This window comes from Faecalimicrobium sp. JNUCC 81, assembly GCF_053667625.1.
On the sequence record NZ_CM132203.1, the window covers coordinates 867,941 to 882,342 of the forward strand.

14 protein-coding genes are annotated in these 14,402 nt (G+C 27.8%); 13 read left to right on the forward strand and 1 reads right to left on the reverse strand.

Annotated elements, in window-relative coordinates:
- Nucleotides 1-51: 51 nt before the first annotated feature.
- The 5 genes from rimM to JNUCC81_RS04295 all read left to right on the forward strand — a co-directional run bounded on the left by rimM (nt 52) and on the right by JNUCC81_RS04295 (nt 3,852).
- Nucleotides 52-564 (forward strand): ribosome maturation factor RimM, encoded by a 513-nt coding sequence (gene rimM / locus JNUCC81_RS04275; RefSeq protein ID WP_454095444.1) that lies wholly within the window; start codon nt 52-54, stop codon nt 562-564.
- Nucleotides 565-572: 8 nt separating this feature from the next.
- Nucleotides 573-1,265: a tRNA (guanosine(37)-N1)-methyltransferase TrmD gene (gene trmD / locus JNUCC81_RS04280; RefSeq protein WP_454095445.1), complete on the forward strand. Its 693-nt coding sequence runs from the start codon at nt 573-575 to the stop codon at nt 1,263-1,265.
- A 104-nt stretch (nt 1,266-1,369) separates the two neighbouring features.
- Nucleotides 1,370-1,714, forward strand: coding sequence for a 50S ribosomal protein L19 (rplS, locus tag JNUCC81_RS04285; protein WP_042271981.1), 345 nt, complete (start codon nt 1,370-1,372; stop codon nt 1,712-1,714).
- A gap of 195 nt (nt 1,715-1,909) precedes the next feature.
- Nucleotides 1,910-2,839, forward strand: coding sequence for a DMT family transporter (locus tag JNUCC81_RS04290; protein WP_454095446.1), 930 nt, complete (start codon nt 1,910-1,912; stop codon nt 2,837-2,839).
- Nucleotides 2,818-3,852 (forward strand): Gfo/Idh/MocA family protein, encoded by a 1,035-nt coding sequence (locus JNUCC81_RS04295; protein WP_454095447.1) that lies wholly within the window; start codon nt 2,818-2,820, stop codon nt 3,850-3,852. Before JNUCC81_RS04290 ends, JNUCC81_RS04295 begins: the two co-directional genes overlap by 22 nt.
- Before the next feature lie 43 nt (nt 3,853-3,895).
- Here the strand turns inward: JNUCC81_RS04295 and manA are convergent, their stop codons facing one another.
- Entirely contained in the window at nt 3,896-4,840 is a 945-nt protein-coding gene (manA, locus tag JNUCC81_RS04300; RefSeq protein WP_454095448.1) for a mannose-6-phosphate isomerase, class I, read from the reverse strand.
- 287 nt (nt 4,841-5,127) lie between these two features.
- On the opposite strand from manA, the gene JNUCC81_RS04305 reads away from it, so the two are divergent.
- From JNUCC81_RS04305 to JNUCC81_RS04340, 8 genes are all read left to right on the forward strand, one after another.
- Nucleotides 5,128-6,435, forward strand: a complete 1,308-nt coding sequence (locus JNUCC81_RS04305; protein ID WP_454095449.1) for a Sapep family Mn(2+)-dependent dipeptidase — start codon at nt 5,128-5,130, stop codon at nt 6,433-6,435.
- A gap of 134 nt (nt 6,436-6,569) precedes the next feature.
- Nucleotides 6,570-8,459, forward strand: a complete 1,890-nt coding sequence (locus JNUCC81_RS04310) for a BglG family transcription antiterminator (protein WP_454095450.1) — start codon at nt 6,570-6,572, stop codon at nt 8,457-8,459.
- A gap of 16 nt (nt 8,460-8,475) precedes the next feature.
- Complete coding sequence (locus JNUCC81_RS04315) at nt 8,476-8,931, forward strand: PTS sugar transporter subunit IIA (protein ID WP_454095451.1); 456 nt, start codon at nt 8,476-8,478, stop codon at nt 8,929-8,931.
- A gap of 43 nt (nt 8,932-8,974) precedes the next feature.
- Complete coding sequence (locus JNUCC81_RS04320) at nt 8,975-9,289, forward strand: PTS fructose transporter subunit IIB (RefSeq protein WP_208331874.1); 315 nt, start codon at nt 8,975-8,977, stop codon at nt 9,287-9,289.
- Between the two features lie 52 nt (nt 9,290-9,341).
- Complete coding sequence (locus tag JNUCC81_RS04325) at nt 9,342-10,598, forward strand: PTS fructose transporter subunit IIC (protein WP_454095452.1); 1,257 nt, start codon at nt 9,342-9,344, stop codon at nt 10,596-10,598.
- A gap of 71 nt (nt 10,599-10,669) precedes the next feature.
- On the forward strand, nt 10,670-11,737 hold the full coding sequence (locus tag JNUCC81_RS04330) for an aminopeptidase P family protein (RefSeq protein WP_454095453.1): 1,068 nt from the start codon (nt 10,670-10,672) through the stop codon (nt 11,735-11,737).
- 26 nt (nt 11,738-11,763) lie between these two features.
- Nucleotides 11,764-12,948: a MalY/PatB family protein gene (locus tag JNUCC81_RS04335; RefSeq protein ID WP_454095454.1), complete on the forward strand. Its 1,185-nt coding sequence runs from the start codon at nt 11,764-11,766 to the stop codon at nt 12,946-12,948.
- Nucleotides 12,949-13,114: 166 nt separating this feature from the next.
- The gene (locus JNUCC81_RS04340) at nt 13,115-14,275 is read left to right on the forward strand and encodes a cyclically-permuted mutarotase family protein (RefSeq protein ID WP_454095455.1); all 1,161 of its coding nucleotides are present in this window, start codon (nt 13,115-13,117) and stop codon (nt 14,273-14,275) included.
- Nucleotides 14,276-14,402: the final 127 nt, after the last annotated feature.

The following is a 14,402-nucleotide window of genomic DNA, read 5'->3' on the forward strand; positions in this document are numbered from 1 at the left end:
TGAGCTACATATTGTTCAATCTAAGCGAATTTTAACTAAGGAGACATACTAATGGAGAAGTTAACACATTTTAAAGTTGGACAAATAGTTAATACTCAAGGCTTAAAAGGAGAAGTAAGAGTTTACCCTTTTACAGATGATATAAATAGATTTGATGATTTAAAAGAATTTTACCTAGGAAAAGACTTAAATTCTACTTGGGAAGTTGAAAGAGTAAGATATAAAGGTAATATGGTAATAATGAAGATAAAAGATATAGATACAGTAGAAATGGCAGAAAAATTAAAAAATAAATTTATGTATGTATCTAGAGAAAATGGTAGAGAATTAGAAGAAGATGAATACTTTATATCAGATATGATAGGTATAGACGTATATACTGTTGATGGAAATTTAGTAGGTAAATTAGATGATGTATTACAATATTCAGCTAATGATGTTTATGTTATAAAAGGATTAGAAGGTCAAGAATATATGATACCTGCTATAATGAAGTTTGTACCAACACTAGATATGAACGAAAGAAAAATGATAATAGACCCTATTAAGGGAATGTTAGACTAGGAGTTACTATGAGATTTCACATAATGACACTTTTTCCAGAGATTTTCAACTCTTATATGAATGAAAGTATAATGAAAAGAGCTGTAGAAAAAGGAATAATAGAAGTTAATATATATAATATTAGAGATTTCTCTAATAATAAGCATAAAAAAGTAGATGACTATCCATTTGGAGGGGGAGCAGGAATGGTTATGACTCCCCAGCCAATATATGATACATATAAGTATATTATAGATACTCATAATATAAAAGAGCCTAGAGTTGTATATTTAACTCCTAAAGGTAAAACACATAATCAAAGCATAGCAAGTAATATGTCTAAGCTTGATGATGTAATTCTTTTATGTGGACATTATGAAGGAATAGATCAAAGAATCATAGATTTAATAGTAACAGATGAAATATCTATAGGGGATTATGTATTAACAGGAGGAGAACTTCCTGCACTTATACTAATAGACTCTATATCAAGGCTTATATCAGGAGTTTTAAATCAAGATGAGTCATTTGAAGAAGAATCATTTAGTAATGATTTATTAGAATACCCGCATTATACAAGACCGAGAGAGTTTATGGAAATGGCAGTTCCAGAGATTTTGCTATCTGGAAACCATAAAAAAATAGAAGGGTGGCGAAATGACGAATCTGTTAGAATTACTAAAGAAAGAAGACCTGATTTGTATAAAAAAGCTTGTAAATAATTAAGATATATAGTATAATTTTAGATGCTGAAAATAAACGGGCATTCCTCTGTTTACATAAAAGAGGTAATTAAGAATGTCTATGATACTAGGAGGACTTAGAAATGAACGAAATATTAAAATCATTAAACCAAGAACAATTAAAGAGCGAAGTACCTAACTTTGGACCTGGGGACACAGTAAGAGTACACGTTAAAATAGTTGAAGGTAAGAGAGAAAGAATACAAGTATTCGAAGGATTTGTTTTAAAGAGACAAGGTGGAGGAATACAAGAAACTTTCACTGTTAGAAAAATATCTTTCAACGTTGGTGTAGAAAGAACTTTCCCAGTTCATTCTCCAAGAATAGAAAAGATAGAAGTAACTAGAAAAGGTAAAGTAAGAAGAGCGAAGTTAACTTACTTAAGAGGTAGAGTAGGTAAAGCTGCTAAGATAAAACAAGCTAGATAATTAAATAACTTTACTATAAATTAAAAGAGCTGATTATATCAGCTCTTTTTTTATGTAAAAAATACTATAAAAACATTTGATAATAAATATAAATGAAATAAATTTTCAAAAAAAATCATAATTTAGTTGATACAAAGGTAGAAGTCTGTTACATTTATAGTGAATATGAAAAAAAATTCTAAAAAGGGGGTATTTATGAAAAGTAATCAAAAAATGGCATTATCATATATAGGTCTTATGGGATTTGGGTTCCCGATAATGCGTTACATGAGTATGAATTTTGATACTATTAATAATAATGCGGTTAGGTTTTTATCTGGGGGAATACTTATTCTTATTATTTGTTTGTTTAAATTTAGGGATGAATTAAAAAAGATAGTAGATGAGCCAAAGATTATTTTTAAATTGTTAATCTTAGCATGTTTTATGACTGGGAATATGTACTGCTTCATAACTGGATTAAAATATACATCAGCTTTAACAGGAAGTATTTTTAGTATTTTAGCGATGCCACTAGCAATTAGTATGGCAGCCATTTTTTTTAAAGATGAAAGAGATAGAGTAAAGCAAAAGAAATTTTATATAGGAAGTTTAATTGCCATAATAGGATCCTTAGTTTTCGTAATTAATGGGGGACAAGCAGGGCAGAGTTCAGATTTCCTAAAAGGTTCATTGTTCTTAGCTATAGCTATTTTTATTCAATCAATTCAAAATCTAGTTGTAAAAAATGTTTCCAAGAAATTGCATTCAGTTGTAATAAGTGCATCTACAGCTACATTATCAGGAATTGTTTTTTTAACTATAGCTATATATAGTAATAAAATTATAGAATTAAAAGAAGTATCTTTAGGAATGTTAACCGGATTAAGTTTAGCAGGAATGTATGGAATGCTAACAGGAATGTTAATGGCTTTTTATATTCTTCAAAAACAAGGAGTTGTTGTTTTTAATATTATACAGTTAATAATTCCAATTTCTACAGCAATTGTTGGTTATTTCACTTTACACGAAAAAATAAATTTAATACAAGGGTTAGGAGCTGTTCTAGTTATCATCGGATGCGTTATTTCATTAAGAAAGAAGCGAACTGAGGAGGTAAGTCAATGTATAGAGTTGGAGTCGTAGGATTAGGCCAAATTGCATACAACATTGATAAAGATCCAAATAGAGATATAATATGGTCTCATATTGGCGCTTATAAGACTTTTCAAAATATTAAGATAGAGGCAGTTTGTGATGTATCTACTAAACTTGTTGAAGAAGTAAAAAAAGATTGTAATATTGAGTTAGGATATACTAATTATAATGAGATGTTAGAAAATAATAAGTTTGATTTAGTAAGTATATGTACTCCTATATCATCACATTATGAAATTATAAAAAAGTGTGTAAGTTGTGGCGTAAAAGCAATATTTTGTGAAAAAACACTAACTTACTCTGTTGAAGAAGCAGAAGAAATAATAAAATTATGTGAGGAGAATAAAGTTACTCTTGCTGTGAACCATATTTTAAGATGGGATAACTTAAATAGAACTGTTAAAGAACTAATAGATAATAAATTTATTGGAAAAGTATATAGCATAACAGGCTACGGATCTACTGCACTACATACAAGCGCGAGTCATTTAATAGATATGATGTGCTTCTTTGCTGGAATACCTGAATGGGTAGTTGGAGTAAAACAGACTGATATTGTGAGAATTGCTCATGGTATAGAAGATCATGGAGGAATAGGGGCTATTAAGTTTGAATCAGGTATTATTGGTTTTATAAAAGCTACTAGCGTTTCACAATATAGATATATGTATGAACTTGATATTTTAGGAGAAGAAGGTCGAATAAAAATTTATAATAATGGTAAAGATTTTGATTTATACTTATATTCTTCAGAAAATAGTTCAGCTGGAACTAATTATGAATCATTAAAATTAATTGATAATAAACCAAAGGTTGTTAAAAATGAAAGAATGATTGATGCTATAGAAGATATTTTGAGCTGTTTAGAAAATGAAGGTTCACCTATTTCTAATGGTATTAGCTCTTTAGATACAATAAAAATTATTGAAGGATTAAAAAAATCTTCGGATGAAACTCAAATAACATTATTGAAAGATTATGTAAATAAATCTTTTGCTTAAAGTAAAAACTGACTTCTTTTATGAAGTCAGTTTTTACTTGTAATTATATATGAGAAACAATCATTTCTATATTTCCATTTAGTTTAAAGTTTTTAATATCTGAAGGCAGTATAAAGTTGCTTCCTTTACTTAAAGAATAATCTTTATTATCACAAGTTAAAGTACCGCTTCCTTCTAAAACACTATATAAAGAGAATGGTTTATCATGATTAAATTCACATTCACCAAAAGTGTTTAACTTATGAACACTAAAGAATTCATTACTTACAAAAGTAGTACATTTAAAAGTATTAGTTGATACAGTATTATAAGTATTTTTATCTTCAAAATGAGGAACAGTAGTAACATCTATTGATTTTTCAACATGAAGTTCACGTTTATTTCCGTTATTATCAATTCTATCGTAATCATATACTCTATAAGTTGTATCAGAGTTTTGTTGAGTTTCTAAAACTAAAGTTCCTTTACATAATGCATGAATAGTTCCACTTGGAACATAGAAAAAATCACCTTTTTTTATTTTAACTTTTCTAAGTAATTTATCCCATTCATTATTATTTATCATTTTAGATAATTCTTCCGTAGATTTTGCGTTGTGTCCAAATATCATTTCAGCATCATCATCACAATCAATTATATACCAACATTCAGTTTTACCAAGTTCTCCATTTTCGTTTACTTTTGCATAATCATCATTAGGATGAACTTGAACAGATAAGTTATCATTTGCATCTAATATTTTAGTTAGTAATGGGAATTTATCTCCTTTAACATTTCCAAAAATTTCTCTATGATCATTCCATAATTTAGATAGAGTCATTCCTTCAAATTCTCCAGTTAAAATTGTACAATCTCCATTTTCATGTGAACTTATAGCCCAACATTCACCTGTATTTTCAGATGGTATTTCATATCCAAAATTATCTCTTAAAGACGTTCCACCCCATATTCTATACATGAATAAAGGATTTAAAAATAATGGTTCCATAAATTGAGCCCCCTAGTTGTAATAATTTTTTATCCTAACCGCAAGCTTGAGCAACTGACATGTTTTTAAAGGTTGTTGTTGATATGAGCAAAATAACTTGCCCACACGTGGCTCAAAGCGAATTTTAATAATATATTAACAATTATATTATAAATAAAATTAAAATCAAGATAATAAAATTGATTGTCCCTTAAATAGGCATAAAGTATAAGGATGTATTACTTGATATAAATTATTATAAGTATATAGCTTAGATTAATATAAAATTTTGCACGTGGAGTGATAAGATGAATGAACTAAATTTAAAATATAAAAATTATAAAAAGGAATTATTAGAATTATTAACAGAATGGGTAAAGATACCATCAGTATATGATGAGAGTACAGTTACTAAAGATATGCCCTTTGGTAAAAGTGTTACCGATGCTCTTAGTTGGTTTGAAACTTTAGGAAAAGATAATAACTTTATAACAAAAAATGTAGATAACTATGCTGTTTATATTGAGCATGGAGATGGAAATGAACATATAGATATATTTGGTCATTGTGATGTTGTTAATGTAGGAGAGGGATGGAATAGTAATCCATTTAAGCTTAAATTAGAAAATGATAAATTAATAGGTAGAGGAGTATCTGATAATAAAGGTCCTATGATTTCCTGTTTTTTAGCCATGAAAATGATTAGAGATATGAATATAAAGCTAAATAGAAAGGTAAGGCTTATAGTTGGAGGAAATGAAGAAAGTGGATTTAAGTGTATTAAACATTATTACTCAAAAGAACCATATGGAATTTGTGGTTTTACACCTGATGCAAAGTTTCCTGTACTAAATGGAGAAAAAGGTGCAGGAGTTATATATTTAAAGTTAGATATAAATAATAAAGATGTAATTGTATATGGAGGATTGGAACATAATACTATTCCAGATAAAGTAACAATAAAAAATATAAAAAATAATAATGAATTTATAGTAAAAGGGATAGGTGGTCATTCTTCAAAGCCTGAATTTGCAATAAACCCAATACCTAAATCTCTTATAGATTTATATAATCAATTAAATGAACAATGGACAATAGATTTATATAAAATTATAAATGAAGACAATATGGATGGTAAATTATTTGGTCTAAATAAAGAAGGAAAGTGCGGAATACTATCGATTGTTCCAACAAAGATAAATATAGAAAATGGACTTTTAGAAATTGTATTAAACGCAAGATATCCAGAGAATATAGAATTTAGAGAAATTATAGATTCTATTAAAAAGTTCATTGATGAAAATAATATATGTAAACTTAATGTAAGTGGAATAAATATTAAAAAGTCAAATTATATAAATAAAGAATCTGAATTAGTAAAAACATTACATGATATATATAAAAAATATTCAGGTGATAGTGAAAGTGTTGTAAGAGTAACATCTGCAGGTAGCTATGCAAGTGAAATGAATAATTCAGTTATATATGGATGTGAATTTTTAGATGGAAGCTTTGGAAATGTGCATAAAGCAAATGAATTTGCAAGTTTAGAAAAATTGGAACTAGCAATAGCTATATATGCACAAGGTATAATTGCTTTATGTAATAATATTTAAAATTTTATGAAATTTAAACATGTAAAAGTATTGAAAAATCAAGATTATATACAAAATGTCCCTTAATAAGACATAATGTATATATAATTATAATTAAACTATATATATAATTTAATTATGAAGAAGGTGATATAGTGATAACTAAGAAACATGCAATAATAGTAAAGTATTTAAGTGATAAGGATGGATACACAACATCTAATGAGTTAGCTACATTGCTAGATGTATCTACAAAAACTATTAAAAGATATATATTAGATATAAATGATTACTTGAAAAAACATGATGTAGAGATATCTTCTTCAAGAGGTATAGGATATAAAATTAATGGTTCAAAATCTAGTATATCAAATGTAGTAAAAGAAGCTAAAAAATATATAAATGGATTTGTAGAAGATGACTCAGATGAAAGTAGAATAGCAACCACTATATGTATGTTTATAAACAACGCATATGTAAGTATAGATGAGATAGCAGAAAACTTAAATTTAAGTATAGGATCTACAAATAAATTAACTACTAAAATTAAAGAAAGTATTAAAAAGTATAATCTAACGATAAAATCTAAACCGTATCATGGAAGCTATATTTATGGAGATGAAATAAATTTAAGACAACTTATAACAGACTATGCTATTAAAAGTGATGGCAGAAATAAAATAAAAGTTTATTTAGATAATATAAGCGAACAAGATATAAGAAATATAGAAAATACATTAGGAAATCATTTAAGAAAACAAGATGTAATAATCTCAGATAAGGATTTTAATCTTTTAGTTTCAAAGATTATAGTATCTATATTTAGAAGTAAAAGAGGATATAGTGAAGGGATAAAATCTTTAGATACTGGTTATAGACTTCATAATTATGTACTGATAAAAAAATTGATGGAAGAACTATCTAAAAAAATTAAATTCTCTTTAATAGAAGATGAAGTACTTTATATATCAAACTACTCAGGAGTAGTAGCAAATAGTTATAAAGATAATAATAATAAATCTAGAGAAGTTGAATTGATAAATAAATTAATAGATGAATCTTTAAAAGATATATTACTTATATCAGGAATAGATTACAGTAAAGATTTAGATTTTATGAATGCAATATCAGAGCATATAAAAAGATTTATAAATAGATCTAAAGCTAATGTAATTTCTAATAATCCATTACTTAGCCAAATAAAATCTAAGTTTCCTATAGAGTTTAACTTAGCTATATTTTTAGCAAATAAAATAGAAAATGAATTAAATGTTAAGTTAAATGAAGATGAACTTGGATATATAGCAATACATTTTGCAGCAGCTAATGAAAGAAATAAAAAAAATACAAGTAAAAAAATATGTATAGTATGCCACTATGGAATAGGAACAGGACAACTTCTTTCAGAAAAACTAAAACAAAACATAAGTGATTTAAATGTAGTTGGTGTTTATCCAGCAAGATATATAGATATGGCTACAAGCCAAGATGTTGATTTAATAGTATCTACTGTAGATATATCAGAAAGTAAAAGACCTGTTATATATATAGATAATATATTTGATGATGATATAGTTGAAAATATAAATAAGGCATTATATGAAAAAGAAGAGAGAAGAAAAATAATAAATAATATGTTTAATGAAGAAGCTTTCTTTACTATAAAGGGTGAAGATAAACAAGAAGTAATGTTAAATCTTTGCAATAAATTAAAAGAAAAAGGATTTATAGAAGAAAGTTCTATTAAAAGCATATTAGATAGAGAAAATATATCTTCAACTGAAATTGGAAACTTAGTGGCAATACCACACACAATAGTTGAAGGTGATAAAAAATCTATAATAGGAGTAGCTATACTTGAAAATCCAATTATTTGGGACAAGCAAGAAGTACAATTAGTATTTATGGTATTTTTCAATCCAAAGGAAAAGCATAACTTCTCTATTTTCAAATACCTTTATAACTTTATTAAAGATGAAGGTGGAGTGAGAGGAATAATAAAGATTTGTGACTTTAAAAAACTAATGACATTAATTGGAGATTAAAGGGAGGTTGTTTGTAATGGAAGCAAACGTATTCAAAAAAGACAATGTATTTATAAATATAAATGCAAGTAACAAGGAAGATGTATTAAAGTTTATATCTAAAAAAGCTGATGAGTTAGATATAACTAAAGAAAGTAATAAAGTATTTGATGGTTTAATGGAAAGAGAATTACAATTTAGCACTAACTTAGGAGAATATATAGCAATACCTCATACTAAAAATGATGCAGTACTAAGTCCAGCAGTTCTTGTTTTAAAATTTAATGAAGATATAGTTTGGAATGAAGGTGAGGAAAAAGTTAAGTTAGCAATAAATTTACTTATGCCAGGACAAAGCGAAGGGAATACTCATTTAAAACTTCTTTCAGCTTTATCAAGAAAGTTAATACATGAAGATTTTAAAAATGCATTATTAAGTAGTAATGATATAGACGAAATAACATCTTTAATAAACGAAGCATTAGGATTATAAAAATATAAAATCAAAATTATAAATATTTAGGAGGAATTATAAAATGAAAAAATTAGTAGGATTATGTGCATGCCCAATGGGATTAGCTCACACTTTCATGGCAGCAGAGGCTATAGAACAAGCAGGAAAAAAGGCAGGATATGAAGTTAAGGTTGAAACTCAAGGAGCTGATGGAGTTCAAAATGAGTTAACAAGAGAAGATATATTAGGCGCAACTATGATAATACATGCAGTAGCAATAACGCCAGAAGGAATGGAAAGATTTGAAGGATTAGAAGTGTATGAAGTTGAGTTACAAGAAGCTATAAAAAATGCTGATGGAGTTATAAAAGAAATAGAAGAAGATTTAGGATTATAATAAAAAATTATGCATCTTATATTTTAAAATCTTATATTTGGAGGGGAAGATTATGGCAGTAAAGAAAAAAGTTATAAGCAGCACTGGATCATCAACATCAAATGCACAAGCATCTAACAGTGCTCCTCAAAATAAACAAACATCTAAAGGAAATAGTAAGTGGAAAGAAATAAGTAAGCATATAATGACTGGTATATCATATATGATTCCAGTATTAGTAATGGGTGGGCTTATAGGAGCTCTATCTCAATTAATACCATATGCAATATTAGGAATAGACCCATCTGTTGGTATAGTTGATGCGATGAACTCAGGAGATTTCATAGGATTTAAACTTACTTTATTAAATATATCTCAATTAATGTCTAATTTTGGATTTACATTATTTGGGTTTGCAATACCTTTATTTGCAGCATTCTGTGCAAACTCTATAGGAGGAAAGACTGCACTTATAGCAGGATTTATAGGTGGATATGTAGCGAATAAACCAGTTGCTACATTACAATTAGTTGATGGAGTTTGGACAGAAGTAGTTCCAGTAGCATCAGGATTTTTAGGAGCTATATTAATAGCATTTATAATAGGATATTTTGTGAAATGGTTAAATAAAAATGTAAAAGTTTCTCATGATTGGTTAGCATTTAAAACAACATTTTTAATACCATTAATAGCTTCACTAGCATGTATGGTACTAATGATATTTGTTATAACACCAATTGGTGGATGGCTAAATGAAGGAATGAAAAACTTCTTAACAGCAGCAGGAGCAGCAGGAGAATATGCATATGCAACAGCACTAGCAGCAGCAACTGCATTTGACTTAGGTGGACCAATAAATAAAGCAGCAGGGTTTGTTGCTCTTGGATTAACAACTGAAGAAGTATTACCAATAACTGCAAGAACAATAGCAATAGTTATACCTTCAATTGGATTAGGTTTAACAACTTTATTAGATAAGAGATTAGTTGGAAGAAGAGTTTACGATAAGCAATTCTATCAAGCTGGTAAGACATCAATATTCTTAGCATTTATGGGTATATCAGAAGGAGCTATACCATTTGCACTTGAAAGACCGGGATTTGTTATACCTTTAAATATAGTAGGAGCTATAGTTGGTGCATTAACAGGAATAACTTTAGGTGCTGTACAATGGTTCCCAGAATCAGCAATATGGGCATGGCCTTTAGTAAATAATATATTAGGATACGTTATAGGTATAGCAGTAGGAGCGTTATTTGTTGCAATAGGAAATATATTATATAGAAACAAATTAATAAAAGAAGGAAAAATAGTTGTAAATAACGACTAATTCAAATAAATGAAATGGGGGAACTAATTAAAAATTAGAACTCCCTTTCTTTATATTCAAGGAGGGAGATTATGATTAGATTAGATAATATAAGAAGTTATATGAATAAAAATGATGTAGATTCAATACTTTTAAATAATTCAAATAATAAATTTTACATTGCAGGTCTTTATAGTTCTTCAGGATATGTATTTATAACTAATAAAAGTCAATATATAATAGTTGATTTTAGGTATTTTGAAGAGATGAAGGAAAAAGCTAAAAACTTTGAAGTAATATTAATGAATAAAGAAAAAACATACTTTGATATAGTTAATAAAATATGTGAAGTAGAACATATAAATAGTATTGGATTTGAAGGTAGTGAAGTTTCATATGATTCTTATAATATTATGAATAAAAAAATAAATATAGATTTAGTATCAGTAGATTTATCCAAACTTAGATGTAAAAAAGATGAAAAAGAATTAGAATGTATAAAAAAAGCATGTGAAATAGCAGATAATACATTTAATCATATAATTGAGTTTATAAAAGTGAAAATGACTGAGAAAGAAGTTGAAAATGAGATTGTTAGATTTATAAAAGAACTAGGTGGTCAAAGAGAATCATTTGATGTAATTGTCGCATCAGGTATAAGGGGAGCACTTCCTCATGGAAAAGCAAGTGATAAGATAATAGAAAAAGGTGAATTTGTAACTTTTGATTTTGGAGTTAGATTCAATAACTATTGCTCAGATATAACAAGAACTATATCTATGGGGGAAGGAAATGAAGAGTTAAATAAAATTTATAATATAGTAAAAAGAGCAAACGAAGAATCCATAAGATTACTAAAACCAGGAATGACAGCTGGAGATATTGATAAAATAGCAAGGGATATAATAGATAAAGAAGGATATAAAGAGTATTTTGGTCATAACTTAGGACATGGAGTTGGAATTATGGTTCATGAGTATCCGTTATTAGAACCTAAAAGTTTAGAGGTAATTAAGGAAGGTATGGTAGTTACAATAGAGCCAGGAATATATATACCTAATCTAGGTGGAGTAAGGATAGAAGATGATGTTTTAATAACTAAAGATGGATGTGAAAGACTTACCAAATCAACTAAAGATTTGATAAAAATTAAAATATAAAGACCCAATAGAGAGAGGATATGAGTATGTATAATTTTGATTATAAACCAGATAGACTTAGTGAAAAATGCAGAAAGTGGGATTTAAAAATAATAAAAGATAAATTTGGAGATGTAGAAGAAAACTTTATACCAATGTGGATAGCTGATATGGATTTTAAAATACCTAGCCAAATAGAAGATAAATTTATGGAAGCTATTAAAAGAGGAGTTTTCGGATACACTTATTGCTATGATGAATTTTATAATGCCGTTATAAATTGGCAAAATGATATGCACAAAGTAGAAGTTAAAAAAGAAGAAATAACTTTAACTTACGGAACTGTATCAACTCTTCATTATACAGTGCAAGCTTTTTGTAAGGAAGGAGATAGTATAATATTAAACACTCCGGTATATGATCCTTTTGAATCAAGTGCAAAAAAGCAAGGAGTAAAAGTTATAAATAATACACTAGATATAATTGATAACAGATACTATATAAATTTTAACTTATTAGAATCTCAAATTAAGCAACATAGGCCTAAATTAATGATGTTTTGTACACCACATAATCCATCAGGACGAATATGGACAATTGAAGAAATGAGTAAAGTAGCACAAATTTGTAAAGAGAATAATGTTATTTTAATAGCTGATGAAGTACATGCTGAACATATTCATTATGGAGAGTTTAACTCTATATTAAATATAGAAGATGAATTATTAGAAAATGTAATACTATTAACTTCACCAAATAAAGGTTTTAATCTTGGAGGGCTGAAAACTTCTTACTCAATAATCAAAAATAAAGACCTAAGAGAGATATTTAAATTAAAATTACAGCAAAACTCTATAACATCACCAAATGTATTTGGGATAATAGGTTTAATTAGTGCTTATGATGAATGTAGAGACTGGTTAGCAGGAGTAAATAAATATATAAGAGGGAATTATGAACTTTTAGAATCTTGGATAAATAAGTATGAAAATATAAGTATGATGAAAATGGAATCTTCTTATTTAGCATGGATAAATATTAGTAAGTTAGAAATAAGTGCTAAAGAACTAACAAATAGATTAGCATTGGAGGTTGGTGTATTAGTAGAAGATGGAAGTCATTTTGTAAATGATGGAGAAAATTATATAAGAATAAACTTAGGAACACAAAGAGAAAATGTAGTTAATGCTTTAAATAGAATGGATAAATTTATGAATAAATTTAATAAATAGAGAGTTAAGAGGTAATATAATTAGGGGGATAGCAATAAATATTAAATAAATTGAAATAAAGTTTCAAAATAAAATAGAATACAGTTGATGATATAATATAAATCTGCTACATTTATAGTGAATATGAAAAAAAATTCCATAAGGAGATTGTCAAGAGGAGGATAAAATGAAAAGAGTATCAGCAACTGTAGCAGTATTGATTTCAGCATCAATTTTTGCTGGATGCAGTAATACTTTGGCAACAGAGAAAACTACTGATAGTAACAAAGGTGAGGTAAAGAGGGTTCTTTGGGAACATGCTGGAGATTTAGAAGCACAAAATGGATATGACAAAAATATTGGAACAGCAGGATTGCTTGCTGGAAAATCAGGTGACTTTATTATTGCAGGTGGAGGAGCCAATTTCCCAGATGAACCAGTAGCAAAAGGTGGAGCTAAAAAGCACTATCCAGATGTTTATGTATTAAAAAAAGAAGATAAAAGATTAAAGCAAGTCGATCATACAACTTTAGATTATGAAATAGGATATGGAAGTTCAATAACTACTGATGAAGGTGTTTATTACATTGGTGGAAGCCCTAATGAAAAAGAAGGAGATAATGTAACTTTATTTACAACTGATGATAAGGGTAAACTTAATACAAAGCATATAGGAGACTTGCCATTTACATTTAGTGATGGAATTGCAGTGAAAAAAGATAATAAGATATATGTTGGTCTAGGAAAACAAAATGGTGAACCTAGTAATAAAATGTATGAGTTTAATATAGAAAATGGAGAAGTAAAAGATTTAGAACCAATTCCAGGAGAAGCAACTAGAAATCAATCAGTAGTTCAGATTTTAGGAGATAATATATATGTATTTAGTGGTGGCGATAAAACTGCTTATACAGATGGATATAAATATGATATAGCAAAAAACTCATGGAGTAAAGTTTCAAGTGTTAAAGTTGGAGATGAAGAAATCTCACTTTTAGGAGCGAACTCAGTTAAGCTTAATGATGAGGAGATGCTCGTAATAGGAGGCTTTAATAAAACTGTTTATGACCATGCGGTAAAAACTATGGGAGAATTAAAAGATAAAGAATTAGCTGATTTTAAAGAACAATATTTTGGTGCAGATCCATCTGAGTTAAGATGGAATAAAAAGATATTAGTTTATAATGTAACTGATGATAAGTGGAGTTCAATAGGAGAAGTTCCTTTTGATGCACCTTGTGGGGAGGGATTAGTTCTTGATGGAGATAATATATATTCAATAAATGGAGAAATTAAGCCAGGAACTAGAACTAATAGAACTTATGTAGGGACTTTAGTATACGAATAAAAACAAGTGAGAGGAAAACGTTTTATATAAAGATAAAATCGTGCTTATCATAATACGATAGGTACGATTTTATTTTTATATAAAAGTTTAAAATATAAAGATTATAGAAATAATAGTATTAATATAC